This window comes from Herbiconiux gentiana (assembly GCF_024978135.1).
GTDB lineage: Bacteria > Actinomycetota > Actinomycetes > Actinomycetales > Microbacteriaceae > Herbiconiux > Herbiconiux gentiana.
In genome coordinates this window covers 320,583-336,399 of sequence record NZ_JANTEZ010000004.1, presented here as the reverse complement: position 1 = coordinate 336,399, position 15,817 = coordinate 320,583, and the positions used below count along the sequence as shown (strand labels likewise).

At 69.7% G+C, this 15,817-nt stretch carries 12 protein-coding genes; 9 read left to right on the top strand and 3 right to left on the bottom strand.

Going from position 1 to position 15,817, the window contains the following annotated elements:
- The 3 genes from gcvH (at position 1) to NVV95_RS11970 (ending at position 4,215) form a co-directional block, all read left to right on the top strand.
- Positions 1-372 carry a glycine cleavage system protein GcvH gene (gene gcvH, locus NVV95_RS11980; RefSeq protein ID WP_259486768.1) on the top strand — a complete coding sequence of 124 codons (372 nt, stop codon included), beginning with the start codon at positions 1-3 and terminating at the stop codon, positions 370-372.
- A 126-nt stretch (positions 373-498) separates the two neighbouring features.
- Positions 499-3,330, top strand: coding sequence for an aminomethyl-transferring glycine dehydrogenase (gene gcvP, locus NVV95_RS11975; protein WP_375163830.1), 2,832 nt, complete (start codon positions 499-501; stop codon positions 3,328-3,330).
- 48 nt (positions 3,331-3,378) lie between these two features.
- Positions 3,379-4,215: a pentapeptide repeat-containing protein gene (locus NVV95_RS11970; protein ID WP_259486766.1), complete on the top strand. Its 837-nt coding sequence runs from the start codon at positions 3,379-3,381 to the stop codon at positions 4,213-4,215.
- On the opposite strand, the gene NVV95_RS11965 is transcribed toward NVV95_RS11970, so the two are convergent.
- Positions 4,187-4,966, bottom strand: a complete 780-nt coding sequence (locus tag NVV95_RS11965; RefSeq protein ID WP_259486765.1) for a CPBP family intramembrane glutamic endopeptidase — start codon at positions 4,964-4,966, stop codon at positions 4,187-4,189. The genes NVV95_RS11970 and NVV95_RS11965 overlap by 29 nt on opposite strands.
- 196 nt (positions 4,967-5,162) lie before the next feature.
- On the opposite strand from NVV95_RS11965, the gene NVV95_RS11960 reads away from it, so the two are divergent.
- The 6 genes from NVV95_RS11960 (at position 5,163) to NVV95_RS11935 (ending at position 13,075) form a co-directional block, all read left to right on the top strand.
- Entirely contained in the window at positions 5,163-6,779 is a 1,617-nt protein-coding gene (locus NVV95_RS11960) for a peptide ABC transporter substrate-binding protein (RefSeq protein WP_259486764.1), read from the top strand.
- Positions 6,780-6,887: 108 nt separating this feature from the next.
- The gene (locus NVV95_RS11955) at positions 6,888-7,817 is read left to right on the top strand and encodes an ABC transporter permease (protein ID WP_259486763.1); all 930 of its coding nucleotides are present in this window, start codon (positions 6,888-6,890) and stop codon (positions 7,815-7,817) included.
- Entirely contained in the window at positions 7,807-8,757 is a 951-nt protein-coding gene (locus tag NVV95_RS11950; protein ID WP_259486762.1) for an ABC transporter permease, read from the top strand. Before NVV95_RS11955 ends, NVV95_RS11950 begins: the two co-directional genes overlap by 11 nt.
- Entirely contained in the window at positions 8,754-10,514 is a 1,761-nt protein-coding gene (locus NVV95_RS11945) for a dipeptide ABC transporter ATP-binding protein (RefSeq protein ID WP_259486761.1), read from the top strand. The genes NVV95_RS11950 and NVV95_RS11945 overlap by 4 nt, the downstream gene beginning before the upstream one ends.
- 96 nt (positions 10,515-10,610) lie before the next feature.
- Positions 10,611-12,518, top strand: a complete 1,908-nt coding sequence (gene typA / locus NVV95_RS11940; RefSeq protein ID WP_259486760.1) for a translational GTPase TypA — start codon at positions 10,611-10,613, stop codon at positions 12,516-12,518.
- Between the two features lie 89 nt (positions 12,519-12,607).
- Positions 12,608-13,075 (top strand): hypothetical protein, encoded by a 468-nt coding sequence (locus NVV95_RS11935; protein ID WP_259486759.1) that lies wholly within the window; start codon positions 12,608-12,610, stop codon positions 13,073-13,075.
- A gap of 10 nt (positions 13,076-13,085) precedes the next feature.
- Here the strand turns inward: NVV95_RS11935 and NVV95_RS18415 are convergent, their stop codons facing one another.
- Entirely contained in the window at positions 13,086-14,507 is a 1,422-nt protein-coding gene (locus NVV95_RS18415) for an MFS transporter (RefSeq protein ID WP_269909049.1), read from the bottom strand.
- On the bottom strand, positions 14,504-15,802 hold the full coding sequence (gene efeB, locus NVV95_RS11925; protein ID WP_259486758.1) for an iron uptake transporter deferrochelatase/peroxidase subunit: 1,299 nt from the start codon (positions 15,800-15,802) through the stop codon (positions 14,504-14,506). The genes NVV95_RS18415 and efeB overlap by 4 nt, the downstream gene beginning before the upstream one ends.
- Between the last annotated feature and the right edge of the window lie 15 nt (positions 15,803-15,817).

The window sequence follows — 15,817 nt, the reverse complement described above, 5'->3', positions numbered from 1 at the left end:
ATGCCCGAGAACACCGAACTCCGTTACACCGCCGAGCACGAGTGGGTGCTCGTCGAGGGCTCGGTCGCCACCATCGGCATCACCGCCTACGCGGCGGCGCAGCTGGGCGACATCGTCTACCTCGACCTGCCCGATGCGGGCACCGAGGTCGCGGGCGGCAGCATCGTCGGCGAGATCGAGTCGACCAAGTCGGTCGGCGAGCTGTTCGCCCCGGTCGACGGCACCGTCGTCGAGAAGAACGAGGCCGTCGAGAGCTCGCCCGAGCTCGTCAACAGCGACCCCCTCGGTGAAGGCTGGCTGCTCAAGGTCGAGTTCACCGAGCTGCCCGAGCTGCTCTCGTTCGACGAGTACTCCGCGCTGATCGGGGGCTGACGGATGACCGACCTCCTCGAGCCCGCCGTGGCCACGCCCACCGGCGGCACCCTCACCGACCGTCCGGCCGAGTCGGGCGTCTTCTCCGCCCGGCACATCGGAACCGACGCCGCCGCCCAGGCGCGCATGCTGCAGGCCGTCGGCTACTCCAGCGTCGTGGAGCTGATGCGCGCCGCCGTGCCGACCGCCATCCAGTTCGACCGCACGCTCGCCGACTCGCTCGTGCCGCCGGCCGCCACCGAGCGCGAGGCGATCGACGAGCTGCGCGCCCTGGCCGGCCGCAACACCGTCTCGACCTCCTACCTCGGCCTCGGCTACTACGGCACCGTCACTCCCGCGGTGATCACGCGCAACGTGCTCGAGAACCCCAGCTGGTACACGGCCTACACGCCGTATCAGCCCGAGATCTCGCAGGGCCGGCTCGAGGCGCTGATCAACTTCCAGACCATGGTCGCCGACCTCACGGGGCTCGCGACGGCGAACGCCTCGATGCTCGACGAGTCGACCGCCGCCGTCGAGGGCATGCTGCTCGCCCGCCGCGCCTCCAAGTCGACGTCCAACCGCTTCCTGGTCGACGCCGACGCGTTCCCGCAGACCCGGTCGCTGCTCGCGGCCCGGGCCGAGGCGGTCGGCATCGAGATCGTCGAGACGGTGCTCGACGCGATCGACCACCCCGCGCATCCGCTCATCGGCGACGACGTCGACGCCTTCGGCGTGTTCGTGCAGTACCCCGGCGCCTCGGGGCGGGTGTGGAACCCGAGCGACGTGATCGCGCGTGTGCACGCCTCGGGCGGCATCGCTGTGGTCGCGGGCGACCTGCTCGCGCTCACCCTCGTGGCCTCGCCGGGCGAGCTCGGCGCCGACGTCGCCGTGGGCACGAGTCAGCGCTTCGGCGTGCCGATGGGCTTCGGCGGCCCGCACGCCGGGTACATGGCCGTTCGCTCCGGGCTCGAGCGCCAGCTGCCGGGCCGGCTCGTCGGCGTGAGCGTCGACGCGGCGGGGCACCCCGCCTACCGGCTCAGCCTGCAGGCGCGGGAGCAGCACATCCGGCGCGAGAAGGCCACCTCGAACATCTGCACCGCCCAGGTGCTGCTCGCCGTCATGGCCGGCATGTACGCGGTCTACCACGGCCCCGAGGGGCTGCGGGCGATCGCCGAGCGGGTCAACACCACCGCCCGGTCGCTCGCCTCGGCCCTCACCGCCGCGGGCCTCGAGGTCGTGCACGCCGACTTCTTCGACACCGTGCAGGTGCGCGTGCCGCGCCGCGCGCGGGGTCTCGCCGAGCACGCGCACTCGCGAGGCATCCTGCTGCACGTCGTCGACGACGACACGATCAGCCTGTCGGTCGACGAGACCACCCGCGACCGCGAGCTGCTCGAGCTCGTGCGGGTGTTCGACGCCCAGCCGCACGACAGCGATCGTGCCCTCGACCCGAGCATCCCGGATGCCCTGCGGCGCACCTCGGCCTACCTGACGCACCCCGTGTTCAGCGCCCACCGCTCGGAGACGAGCATGATGCGGTACCTGAAGCGCCTCGCCGACGCCGACTACGCCCTCGACCGCGGCATGATCCCACTGGGCTCGTGCACGATGAAGCTCAACGCGGCCACCGAGATGGAGGCCGTCACCTGGCGGGAGTTCTCGGGCATCCACCCCTTCGCGCCGAAGGAGGACGTGGGAGGCTACCTGGAGCTGATCGCACAGCTCGAGCGCTGGCTCGCCGACGTCACCGGCTACGACTCGGTGTCGCTGCAGCCGAACGCGGGCAGCCAGGGCGAGCTCGCCGGGCTCCTCGCCATCCGCGGCTACCACCGCTCACGCGGCGACCTCGACCGCACCGTGTGCCTCATCCCCTCGAGCGCCCACGGCACGAACGCGGCCTCGGCCGTGCTCGCCGGCATGAAGGTCGTCGTTGTCGCCTGCGACGAGCTCGGCAACGTCGACCTCGACGACCTGCGCGCGAAGATCGCGGCGCACGCCGCCGACCTGGCCGCCCTGATGATCACCTACCCGTCGACCCACGGGGTGTACGAGCACGAGGTCGCCGAGATCTGTCGGCTCGTGCACGCCTCGGGCGGTCAGGTGTACGTCGACGGTGCCAACCTGAACGCGCTGCTCGGCTTCGCACGCTTCGGCGACTTCGGCGGGGACGTGTCGCACCTGAACCTGCACAAGACGTTCTGCATCCCGCACGGCGGTGGCGGACCGGGGGTCGGGCCGGTCGCGGCGAAGGCCCACCTCGCTCCATTCCTCCCGGGGCATGTGTTCGCGCAGGAGGCCGAGCACGTGCAGGTCGACGGCTCGACCGTGCTGCACGCGGGCGGGCCGGTCTCGGCGGCCCCGTACGGCAGCCCGAGCATCCTGCCGATCAGCTGGGCCTACGTGCGCATGATGGGGCTCGAAGGCCTCGCCGACGCCACCGCCTCGGCCGTGCTCGCCGCCAACTACGTGGCGGCCCGCCTGGCGCCCCACTTCCCGGTGCTCTACACGGGCGACAACGGTCTGGTGGCGCACGAGTGCATCCTCGACCTGCGGGGCATCACCGCGGCGTCGGGCGTCTCGGTCGACGACGTCGCCAAGCGGCTCGTCGACTACGGCTTCCACGCCCCGACGATGAGCTTCCCGGTGGCCGGCACCCTGATGGTCGAGCCCACCGAGAGCGAGGACCTCGCCGAGATCGACCGCTTCATCGACGCCATGATCGAGATCAAGGCCGAGATCGACGCGGTCGCGGCGGGGGAGTGGCCGGTCGAGGACAACCCGCTCCGCAACGCACCCCACACGGCGCAGTCGGTGATCGAGGGGGAGTGGGCGCACCCGTACGACCGGGAGCGCGCCGTCTACCCGGTGAAGAGCCTGATCCGGGGCAAGTACTGGCCGCCGGTGCGGCGCATCGACCAGGCCTACGGCGACCGCAACCTGGTCTGCGCGTGCCCGCCGCCGGAGGCCTTCGCCTGAGTCGCCCCTCCCGGGCGGCCGACGAGGCGGTGAGGTAGGGTTCGGGTCATGCCCGAGCTGCTCGACACCCGTTCTCGTCGGCCGCTCGCACGGGCCGGGGGCCGGGGTCGGGCGGCCGTCGGGATCGGCGCGCTCGGCGTTCTCGTCGGTGCCGTGCTGGCCGTGTCCGCGGTGGCCCCCGCGCAGGCCGACCCGCTCTTCGCCGAGGGCGACTGCGTCGTCTCCCCGATCAGCGAGGGCGGCCCCGGCGGCGCCCAGTGCCCGGGCGTCGACCTGAGCGGCACCCGCTTCGGCGAGGGCGACTTCCGCACGGCGAACCTCACCGGGGCGTCCTTCGCGGGCGGCGACGTGCAGGGGGCCGTCTTCGAGGGGGCGGTGCTCGACGGGGCCGACTTCAGCGGCACGCGCATCGTCGGTGCCGACTTCACCGGGTCGAGCATCCTGCCCGGTCAGCTCGACCTCGAGGCCGACGGGAGCGGGAGCGCGCCGGTGCCGATCCAGGCGGCGCTGCCGGCGGGGCTGACGCTCGACGGCTGCGCCATCGCCGGCACCCCGGTGGAGTCGGGGCAGCCGTTCCCGATCGGCACCTCGACCATCCTCTGCACGATCTCGAGCTCGTTCCCCGGCACCGCGTCGGCGCGCCTGACCGTGAACGTGGTGGCGTCTCCGACCGCGACACCGACCCAGGCGCCGCTGTTCACCCCCGAGCCGGCGGCCGCGGGCACGGGTGGGCCCGGTGGGGCGGACTGGATCGCGATCGGCGGCTGGGCATCCGTCGCCGTGCTGGTCGGGGGAGCGGCGCTGATGATCGTCACCGCGGTGCGGGGCGGCGGCTCGCGGCGGCGACCGGGTCGCGTCAGCCGAACAGCGCGGGCGCGAGGCTGACGGCGAGCGGGTAGCCGACGAACGAGACGATGTCGATGATCCAGTGCGCCACGACCAGCGGCATCACGCGGCCCCAGCGCCAATAGCACCAGCCGAAGACCACCCCCATCGCCACGTTGCCGACGAACGGCCCCGGCCCCTGGTAGAGGTGGTAGCTGCCCCGCAGCACGGCGGCGCCGACGATGATCTGCCACTTGCGCCAGCCGAGCTGACGCAGGCGGGTGAAGAGGTAGCCGACGACGATCACCTCCTCCTGCAGGGCGGCGCGCAGCGCGGCGAGCACGAGCACCGGCACCGTGTACCAGTGGCCGTCGAGCGGGGCGGCGACCACCGCCGCGCTGAAGCCGAGCAGGCGCCAGACCACGTAGAGCGCGATGCCCGGCACGCCGACGACGAGCACGAGCAGTGCCCCCCGGCCGAGATCGCGGCCCGGCCGGGTGAGGTCGAAGCCGATGCGCCGGAACGGGTCGCCGCCCGAGATCGCGAGCAGGTAGAGCACGAGGGCGACCGGCACGAGGTCGAATCCGATCGCCAGCAGCTGGTAGGTCAGGTCGAGCCACGCGCGGTCGCTCAGGGCGCCGTTGATCGTCGCCGTCTGATCGGCGAGGGCGGTGCCCGAGGTGGTCTTGGCGACGAGGCTGACGACGGAGTACACGGCGGAGGCGCCGAGCGAGAGACCGAGCACCAGGAGCACCTCGGTGCCGAGCCGACGACGGCGGAGGAGGTACCAGGAGTCAGCTCGCGGCATCATTTCGCTTTCTTGCGCCAGGCGCTGTTTTCGAGCGGGTACTGTCGAACATGCACAAAGATCCTGCGGAGATAGTTTCGTGTATGTAACTTTTTCGGCCCGCATTTGATCTGGTGTTTACCCCCACTTAGGGTACTTCCTTAGGTCTCGGCCCTCACAAGGGAGTCGTCGCCTGCCCCTATTCTGCACAGGAGGAAAATTGAAGAAGAGACGGTATGGCATCGGCGCGATCGCGCTGATCGCCGCGAGCGCGCTCGCACTGTCCGGCTGCGCCGCCGGCGGTTCCGACGACAGCGCGTCGGGCGACACCTCGGCGGTCATCACGGCGAACGGCTCCGAGCCGCAGAACCCGTTGATCCCCACCAACACCAACGAGACCGGTGGTGGAAAGATCCTCGACTCGATCTTCGCCGGCCTGGAGTACTACGACGCCACCGGTGCGCCGCAGCTCGACATGGCCGAGTCGATCGACACCGACGACTCCCAGACCTTCACCATCAAGGTGAAGGCCGACCAGACCTTCAGCAACGGCGACCCCGTCGACGCCGACAGCTTCATCAACGCCTGGCAGTACGGCGCCCTACTGTCGAACGAGCAGCTGAACAGCTACTTCTTCGAGGACATCGAAGGCTTCAGCTACGACGCCGACAGCCCCCTCACCGGTCTGACCAAGGTCGACGACCTGACGTTCACCGTGAAGCTGAAGGAAGCGCGCTCCGACTTCCCGCTGCGCCTCGGCTACTCGGCGTTCTACCCGCTGCCCAAGTCGGCGTTCGACGACATGGAGGCCTTCGGCCAGAACCCCGTCGGCAACGGCCCGTACAAGCTGGCCAGCGACACCGCGTGGGCGCACAACGAGAAGATCGACCTCGTTCCGAACGAGGCCTACAAGGGTGGCCGCCAGGCGAAGAACGGTGGCCTGACCATCGTGTTCTACGCCTCGGAGGACGCCGCCTACGCCGACCTTCTCGGTGGCAACCTCGACGTGCTCGACGCCGTTCCCTCGAGCGCCTTCGGCAACTACGAGTCCGACCTGGGCGACCGTGCGGTCAACCAGCCGGCCGCCATCTTCCAGTCGTTCACCATCCCGGAGCGCCTCGCGCACTTCGGCAACGACGAAGAGGGCAAGCTCCGCCGTCAGGCCATCTCGATGGCCATCAACCGCGACGAGATCACCGACGTGATCTTCTCGGGCACCCGCACCCCGGCCTCCGACTTCACCTCCCCGGTGATCGACGGCTGGAGCGACTCGCTCGAGGGCGCCGACGTGCTGAAGTTCAACGCCGACGAGGCGAAGAAGCTGTGGGCCCAGGCCGACGCCATCTCGCCCTGGTCGGGCACCTTCCAGATCGCCTACAACGCCGACGGCGGCCACGCCGACTGGGTCGACGCGGTCTCGAACAACATCAAGAACACGCTCGGCATCGACGCGTCGGGTGCTCCGTACCCGACCTTCGCCGAGGCGCGCACCGCGATCACCGACCGCAGCATCCAGACGGCGTTCCGTACCGGATGGCAGGCCGACTACCCCGGTCTGTTCAACTTCCTCGGCCCGCTGTACGCGACCAACGCGTCCTCCAACGACGGCGACTACTCGAACCCCGAGTTCGACAAGCTGCTGCAGGAGGGCTCGTCGACCGCTGACGCGGACGAGGCGAACACTGACTTCCAGAAGGCTCAGGAGATCCTGCTGAAGGACCTCCCCGCCATCCCGCTGTGGTACTCGAACGTGGTCGGTGGCTACGGCGAGAACGTGCAGAACGTGGAGTTCGGCTGGAACTCGGTGCCGCTCTTCTACGAGATCACCAAGAACTAGTTCCCGCATCTACGGGGGCGGCAGCCACGGCTGCCGCCCCCGTATCATGTTGTCTGTGATTCGTGTGGCGGCTCTCGCCCCTTAGTTTCGATTGGTTCGGTCTGATTCGTGGCCGGTTACATCCTCAGGCGTCTACTCCAGGCGATCCCCGTCCTGCTGGGTACGACGTTCCTCATCTACTTCATGGTCTTCGCGATGCCCGGAGACCCCCTTCTCGCCCTGTTCGGCGACAAGACGCCCAACCCGGCACTCCTCGAGCGGCTCCGCCAGGAGTACCACCTCGACCAGCCGTTCATCGTGCAGTACTTCCTGTACCTCGGCGGCATCTTCCGCGGTGACTTCGGAACCTCCTTCTCCGGTGAAGCAGTGTCCGACATCCTCGCCCGCACCTTCCCGGTGACCATCCGCCTGGCCATCCTCGCGCTCATCATCGAGTTCGTCGGCGGCGTGCTGATCGGCCTCTACTCCGGCCTCCGCAAGGGCAAGCTGTTCGACGGCACCGCCCTGATCGTGAGCCTGGTGTTCATCTCGCTGCCGATCTTCGTGATCGCGTTCGTCGGGCAGTACGTGTTCGGCATCCAACTCGGCTGGGCCAGGACGACGGTGTCCACCGGTGCCCCGATCCAGGACCTGATCCTGCCGGCCTTCGTGCTGGCGAGCATCTCGTTGGCGCAGCTCATCAGGCTCACCCGGGCATCCGTCATCGAGACCGCGGGCCTCGACTTCGTGCGCACCGCCTACGGCAAGGGCCTCAGCCGCCGTCGCATCATCCCCGTGCACATCCTGCGCAACTCGCTCATCCCGGTGGTCACCTACGCGGCGACCGACTTCGGGGTGCTGCTGGTCGGCGCGACCGTCACCGAGGGAATCTTCAACGTGCCCGGCGTCGGGCGCACGCTCTACCAGGCGATCATCCGAGGCGAGGGCCCTACCGTCGTCTCGTTCGTGACCGTCATGGTGCTCATCTACCTGGTGGTCAACCTCGTCGTCGACCTCCTGTACGGCCTTCTCGACCCGAGGATCCGCTATGTCAAATAAGCCACTCTCCCCGACGCACTTCGTCGCACCGCTGGAGGAGACCCCTCTCGTCGCGATCGACGCCGTCAACGTCGGCGAACGCAAGAGCAACCTCTGGATCGACGCCTGGCGCGACATGCGCCGTCGGCCCATGTTCTGGGTGTCCGCCGTCATCATCCTGCTCGTGGTCGTCGTCGCCCTGGCGCCGAACCTGTTCACGTCCGTGCCCCCGAACTCCGACTGCCAGCTGTCCAACAGCAACGGCGCTCCCACGGGTGAGCACATCCTCGGCTTCACGAAGCAGGGCTGCGACGTGTTCTCGCGCATCGTGCACGGCACGTCGACGTCGCTCTCGGTCGGCATCATCGTGACGATCCTGACCTCGGTGCTGGGCATCCTCTTCGGCGCCTTCGCCGGCTTCTACGGCGGCTGGCTCGACGCGGTGCTCTCCCGTGCGGGCGACATCTTCTTCTCGATCCCCTACATCCTGGCCGCCGTGGTCATCATGTCGGTGTTCTCGGCCTACCGGAACGTCTTCGTGATCTCGCTGGCGATCGGCATCTTCGCGTGGCCCTCCACGGCGCGCGTGCTCCGTGCCGAGATCCTCCGGGTGAAGCAGAGCGACTACGTGATGGCGGCCCAGGCCGTCGGCGTCTCGAACTTGAAGATCCTGATGCGCCACGTGCTGCCGAACTCGATCGCCCCCGTGATCGTCGTCACCACGATCTCGCTCGGGGCGGCCATCGTCGCCGAGGCGACGCTGTCGTTCCTGGGTGTCGGGCTCCCGAACTCCACCATGTCCTGGGGCAACGACATCAGCGCCGCGCAGGTCGACCTGCGGAACGCCCCCCAGACCCTGATCTACCCCTCACTCGCGCTCTCGATCACCGTGCTCGCCTTCATCATGATGGGCGAAGTGGTTCGCGACGCACTCGACCCGAAGGCGAGGGCCCAGCGATGAGCGACTCCTCCACCCGCAGCACGGGCACCACCCCGCTGCTCGAGATCAAGAACCTCGAGGTCGGCTTCCAGTCGACCAACGGCATCGTCCCGGCCGTGCGCGGCGTCGACCTGACGCTCATGCCCGGCCAGACGCTGGCCATCGTCGGCGAGTCCGGCTCGGGCAAGTCGACGACCGCGCACGCGATCATCAATCTGCTGCCGGGCGCCGGGCGCATCACCGGCGGCAGCATCATGTTCGACGGCAAGGAGCTGAGCTCCTACTCCGAGAAGCAGATGGAGGACATCCGCGGCCGCGAGATCGGCTTCGTGCCGCAGGACCCGATGTCCAACCTCAACCCGGTGTGGAGCGTCGGCTTCCAGGTCGAGGAGACCATCCGGGCCAACGGCGTCGCCACGGGGCGCAAGGAGGTGCGCGCGCACGCCATCCAGGTGCTGAAGGAGGCCGGCCTCGCCGACGCCGACAAGCGCCTGAAGCAGTTCCCGCACCAGTTCTCGGGCGGAATGCGCCAGCGTGTGCTGATCGGCATCGGGCTGTCCTCGCGCCCGAAGCTGCTGATCGCCGACGAGCCCACCTCGGCACTCGACGTGACCGTGCAGCGGCGCATCCTCGACCACCTCGAGACGCTCACCCGCGACATCGGCACCGCCGTGCTGTTCATCACGCACGACCTGGGGCTCGCCGCCGAGCGCGCCGAGCAGCTCGTCGTGATGTACAAGGGCCGTATCGTCGAGGCCGGGCCCTCCAAGGAGATCCTGCAGAATCCGGTGCACCCGTACACGCAGCGTCTCGTGGCCGCCGCACCGAGCCTCGCCTCGCGGCGCATCCAGTCGGCGACCGCCCAGTCGGAGACGCACTCCCTGAGCGACCTCGACTACGCGCCCACGAAGGTCACCGAGGGCCTCGACCTGATCGCGGCCGCCGAGGAGCGTGTCGAGAGCCGTCCCGTGACCAAGCGACCCGACGCCATCGTGGTGAAAGATCTGACGAAGGTCTACAAGATCCGCGGTCAGGGCAAGGGGTCCTCGGGCGAGCTCGTCGCCGCCGACAAGGTCTCGTTCGCGGTCGAGAAGGGCACCACGACGGCGCTCGTCGGAGAGTCGGGCTCCGGCAAGTCGACCGTCGCCAAGATGATCCTGCGCCTCGAGAACCCCACGAGCGGCCAGATCCTGATCGACGGCACCGACGTGGCTCCGCTGAAGGGCAAGCCGCTGCTCGATCTGCGCCGTCGCATGCAGCCGGTGTTCCAAGACCCGTACGGCTCGCTCGACCCGCTGCGCAACATCGGCAACACGATCGCCGAGCCCCTGCAGGTGCACGACGTGGGCGACCGCACGGCGCGCCGCGACCGTGTGCTGGAGCTGCTCGGCCAGGTCTCGCTGCCCCAGTCGCTGATCACGCGCTACCCGAACGAGCTCTCGGGCGGTCAGCGTCAGCGCGTGGCCATCGCCCGGGCACTCGCGCTGAAGCCCGACATCGTCGTGCTCGACGAGGCGGTCTCGGCGCTCGACGTGCTGGTGCAGGCCCAGATCCTGCAGCTCTTGGCCGAACTGCAGAGCGAGCTCGAGCTGACGTACCTGTTCATCACGCACGACCTGGCGGTGGTCCGAGTGATCGCCGACAACGTCTGCGTGATGCAGCAGGGGCGCATCGTGGAGGCCGCTTCGACGGATGCCGTCTTCGACAACCCCAAGGAGCAGTACACTAGGGAGTTGCTGAACGCTATCCCGGGCGCTGGAATCATCCTGGGCGTTTAGCGGTCCGGGCCACGACGCCCACCCCACACCCTGTTATTCGAGCCCGCGGGTGGCTTCTGCCATCAGTCCCGGGTTCAAGAGACCTGAGGACTCCCCATGGCACAAGCCACCCGCGACGACCTGCGCAATGTCGCGATCGTCGCCCACGTCGACCACGGCAAGACCACCCTGGTCGACGCCATGCTCACGCAGACCAACTCCTTCGACGCGCACTTCGACGCCGACGACCGGATGATGGACTCGAACGACCTGGAGCGTGAGAAGGGCATCACGATCCTCGCCAAGAACACGGCGATCTCCTACAACGGCAAGCACGCGGGCGACAAGCCGATCACCATCAACGTGATCGACACCCCCGGTCACGCCGACTTCGGCGGCGAGGTCGAGCGCGGCCTGTCGATGGTCGACGGCGTCGTGCTGCTCGTCGACGCCAGTGAGGGCCCGCTGCCCCAGACCCGCTTCGTGCTCCGCAAGGCGCTCGAAGCGAAGCTGCCCGTCATCCTCCTGGTCAACAAGACCGACCGCCCCGACGCGCGCATCGATGAGGTCGTGGGCGAGTCGCAGGACCTGCTGCTCGGCCTCGCCAGCGACATGTCCGACGACGTGCCCGACCTCGACCTCGACGCAATCCTCGACGTGCCCGTGGTCTACGCCTCGGGCCGCAACGGCGCCGCGAGCCTGAACAAGCCCGAGAACGGCACCCTGCCCGACAACGACGACCTCGAGCCGCTCTTCGGCGCGATCCTCGAGCACATCCCGGCGCCGACGTACGACGACGAGGCGCCCCTGCAGGCCCACGTCACGAACCTCGACTCCTCGCCGTTCCTCGGCCGCCTCGCCCTGCTGCGTGTCTTCAACGGCACCATCAAGAAGGGTCAGCAGGTCGCCTGGGTCAAGCACGACGGCACCGTCACCAACCAGCGCATCAGCGAGCTGCTGAAGACGGTGGCGCTCACCCGCTTCCCGACCGAGTCGGCCGGCCCCGGCGACATCGTCGCCATCGCCGGTATCGAGGACATCACGATCGGCGAGACCATCGCCGACCCCGAGGACGTGCGCCCCCTGCCGGCCATCACGGTCGACGACCCGGCCATCTCGATGACCATCGGCACCAACACCTCGCCGCTCGTCGGCAAGGTCAAGGGCCATAAGCTCACCGCCCGCATGGTGAAGGACCGCCTCGACCGCGAGCTGATCGGCAACGTCTCGCTGCGTGTCGTCGACATCGGAAACCCCGCCGCCTGGGAGGTGCAGGGCCGTGGAGAGCTCGCGCTCGCCATCCTGGTCGAGAACATGCGCCGCGAGGGCTACGAGCTCACCGTGGGCAAGCCCCAGGTGGTCACCAAGCAGGTCGACGGCAAGACGCACGAGCCCTACGAGCACCTGACGATCGACGCCCCCGAGGAGTACCTCGGCGCGATCACGCAGCTGCTCGCCGCCCGCAAGGGCCGCATGGAGAACATGGCGAACCACGGTACCGGCTGGGTGCGCATGGAGTTCATCGTGCCCTCGCGCGGCCTGATCGGCTTCCGCACCGAGTTCCTCACCATCACCCGCGGCACCGGCATCGCGAACGCGATCTCGCACGGCTACGGCGAGTGGGCCGGTTCGATCGTCACCCGCAACAACGGTTCCATCGTGGCCGACCGTTCGGGTGTCGTCACCCCCTTCGCGATCATCGCCCTGCAGGAGCGCATGACCTTCTTCGTGAACCCCACCGAGGAGGTCTACGAGGGCATGGTCATCGGCGAGAACTCGCGCGCCGACGACATGGACGTGAACATCACCAAGGAGAAGAAGCTGACCAACATGCGTCAGTCGACCTCCGACACCTTCGAGTCGATGACGCCGTCGCGTCAGCTCTCGCTCGAGGAGTGCCTCGAGTTCGCCCGTGAGGACGAGTGCGTCGAGGTCACCCCCGAGATCGTGCGCATCCGCAAGGTCGAGCTCGACGCCAACGCGCGTGCTCGCCGCACCGCGAACCTCAAGCGCGCCAACCAGTAGTCGGCGCGCACACGAACGGCCGGTCTCCCTCGGGGGGCCGGCCGTTCTGCGTCTGGTGCCCGACCGGCCCGTTCTGGGATGATCGTGCCATGACGAAGAAGCCGGCCCTGATCCTCGCGCTCGCTCTCGCCGTCGTGCTCACCCCCACGCTCACGTCCTGCGCCAACCCGGTCGAGCAGCTCGTCGAGGGCGCGGTCGAGCAGGCGGGCGGCGGCGACGTCGACCTGAACTCCGACGGCGGGCTCCCTGACGGCTTCCCGAGCGACGAGGTGCCCCTCGCCGACGGCGAGATCGTCGGCGGCATGGGCGCCGGCAGCGTCGACTCCGGCGGCGGCTGGACGGTCATCGTGCGGGTCGGCGACGACCGCGAGGCCGCCTTCACCGCCATCGACGAGCAGCTGAAGGCGGCCGGTTTCGAGGCGAGCTACTCGGGCTTCGTCGAGGGAGTCGGCAGCGGCGCCTACAGCGACAGCGCCTACTCGGTCATCGTCAGCGTCGCCGACGACGGCACGGGCGCGAACACCGCCACCTACATCGTGGGCGGCACGTCCTCGTAGCCCTCTCGGTTCAGGATGCGCGAACCGCACCCCGCGCGACCCCGACCCCGGCCCCGGCCACTCCCCGCGAGAGCCCGACCGCCCCGACCGCCAGCGCCAGCCCCAGCCCGAACACCGCGGCGAAGCCGTCGACACCCACGCCCGGGAGGGCCTGGAAGGCGAGCCCGGCGATCGACAGGGCGACCGCGGGGCCGGCGGCATCCGCGATGTTCAGGGCGCTGCTGTTGAAGCCCTGGTCGGCGTGCGAGGAGCGCGCGAGCAGCAGCACCGACAGGCGCGGGTAGGCGAGCCCCATGCCGGTGCCCGAGAGCGCCCAGCCGGCCACGGCCACCCAGCCGGGCAGGCCGAGCAGCGCAGTGGCGAGGGCCACGGCGACCGCGAGGGCGACGAGCGAGGTGCCGGCGGCGAGCATCCACCGGTCGGCCAGGCGGGCCGCGTAGCGACCCTGCAGGAGCGACGCCGCGCCCCACGCGACACCGCTCACCGACAGGGCGAGGCCCGCCTGGGCGGGGGAGTAGGCGTACTCGTGGGTGAGCAGGAAGGGCAGATACGTCTCGGTGGCGAAGAAACCGCCGGCGAGCACGAAGCGGGTCAGCACGATCCGCGGCAGACCGGGCCGGCCGGTGAGGGTGCCCCGGGGCAGCAGGGGCCGCACGGCGAGGGCGGCCAGCAGCACCGATCCGGCGGCGACCGCGACCGCGAGCATCCCACCGAACTCGGCCGAGATGCTGAGCGCCAGGATGCCGACGGCCAGCAGCACCGAGCAGACCAGCCGCGACACCACGAACCCCGGCGCCGACCCGGTCTGCGCCGCGGCGAGCGAGCGCAGCACGGGCAGGAGGAGCCCGAGCGCGGGCACGCAGATCAGCGCGACGCCGAGGAACACCCAGCGCCAGCCCACGGTCTCGCCGAGCACGCCCGCGATGAGGGGCCCCACCAGCGCCGGCACGACCCAGGCCGCCGACATCAGGCCGAAGACGCGCGGCTGCAGCGCACCGGAGAAGACGCGCGCCACGATGACGTAGAGGGTCACGGTCACGCCACCCGAACCCAGACCCTGCACGAGGCGCCCGACGACCACCTGCTCCATGGTCGACGCGAGACCGGCCACCACGAGTCCCGCGATGAACAGCGCGACGGATGCGCTGAGCGGCACCCGAGGGCCGCTGCGGTCGCACCACTGACCGGCCGCGACCATCCCCACCACCGACACGGCGAGCGGGGCCGCGAAGGCGACGGCATACAGGGCCTCACCGTGCAACTCGGTGCTGATCACGGGCATCACGGTGGTGACCGCGAGGTTCTCGAACGCGGCGACGAACACCAGCACGACGGTGCCGAGGGTGATCAGGCGGTAGCGGCCCGACAGGGGGCCTTCGGCGCGCGGCTCCTCACGGGACCCGTCGGCGCGCGACCCCGACGGAGGGGTCACCCGAGGAGCGTCTCGCCGACCCAGCCACCCGACGAGGCACCCGGCGGAACCGCCCAGAGGCCGGAGCCGACGTGACGGAGGTACTCGTTCATGGCGTCGTTCTTCGCCAGGTTCATCTGGATCGGCACGAACTGCTTCGCCGGGTCGCGCTGGTACGAGATGAAGAACAGGCCCGCGTTCAGCCGCCCGAGCTCGTCGTTGCCGTCGACGAAGTTATAGCCGCGCCGCAGCAGCTGCGCGCCCGAGTTCATGGTCGGATGCGCGAGCCGCACGTGCGAGTCGGCGGCGATCAGCGGGGCACCGCCCTGGCCCTTCGCCTCGAAGTCGGGCTCGCTGAACTCGGTGCCGCCCGAGTACGGGGCTCCCTCGCCCTTGGTGCGGCCGACGATCGCCTCCTGGTCCTTCAGCGAAGTGCGGTCCCAGGTCTCGATGGTCATGCGGATCTTGCGTGCGACAAGATAGGAGCCGCCGTGCATCCACGAGGCGCCGTCGTCACGCGAGGCCCAGACCTGGTCGGCCACGACGTCGGACTGCTCGGCCTTGATGTTCGCCGTGCCGTCTTTGAAGCCGAACAGGTTGCGCGGTGTCACCTGTGCGGTGGTGGTGGAGCTGGTGCGGCCGAAACCGAGCTGCGACCAGCGCAGCGACGCGCGGCCGAAGGCGATGCGGGACAGGTTGCGGATGGCGTGCACCGCCACCTGCGGGTCATCGCTGCAGGCCTGGATGCAGAGGTCGCCGCCCGTGAGCGACTCGGTGAGCATGTCGCCCGGGAAGTGCGGGAGCTCGACGAGGGCGGACGGGCGCTGGGCGGCCAGCCCGAAGCGGTCGGTGCCGTCGGCCGAGGTGAAGAGGGTGGGGCCGAAGCCGAAGGTGATCGTGAGGCCGGCGGCAGGCAGGTCGAGCGCCTCGCCGGTGTCGTCGGGCGGGGCGGTGTAGGGGCCGTTGACCGCCCCGTAGGTGCCGACCGGGGTGCCGGCGGTCATCAGCGCGGCGGCGGCGCTCCAGTCCTGCAGGAGGCCGACGAGCTCGGCGCGGGTGATGTCGGCGACGTCGAAGCTCGCGAAGTGCAGGCGGTCTTGTGCCGGGGTGACGATGCCGGCCTGGTGCTCGCCGAAGAAGGGGTAGACGGTACCCGCTCCGGGCGACGCGGCGGCCGACGGGGGGAGGGCGAAGCGGTCGACCGCGATGCCGCCGGCCAGCCCCGCGCCGGCGCCGAGCACACCGGCGCCGGCGAGGCCGAGCAGCCCCCGTCGGGAGATGCCCGGCTTCGCCGGCGTGGGTTCGGGTTCGACCATGCTCAGAAGCCTACG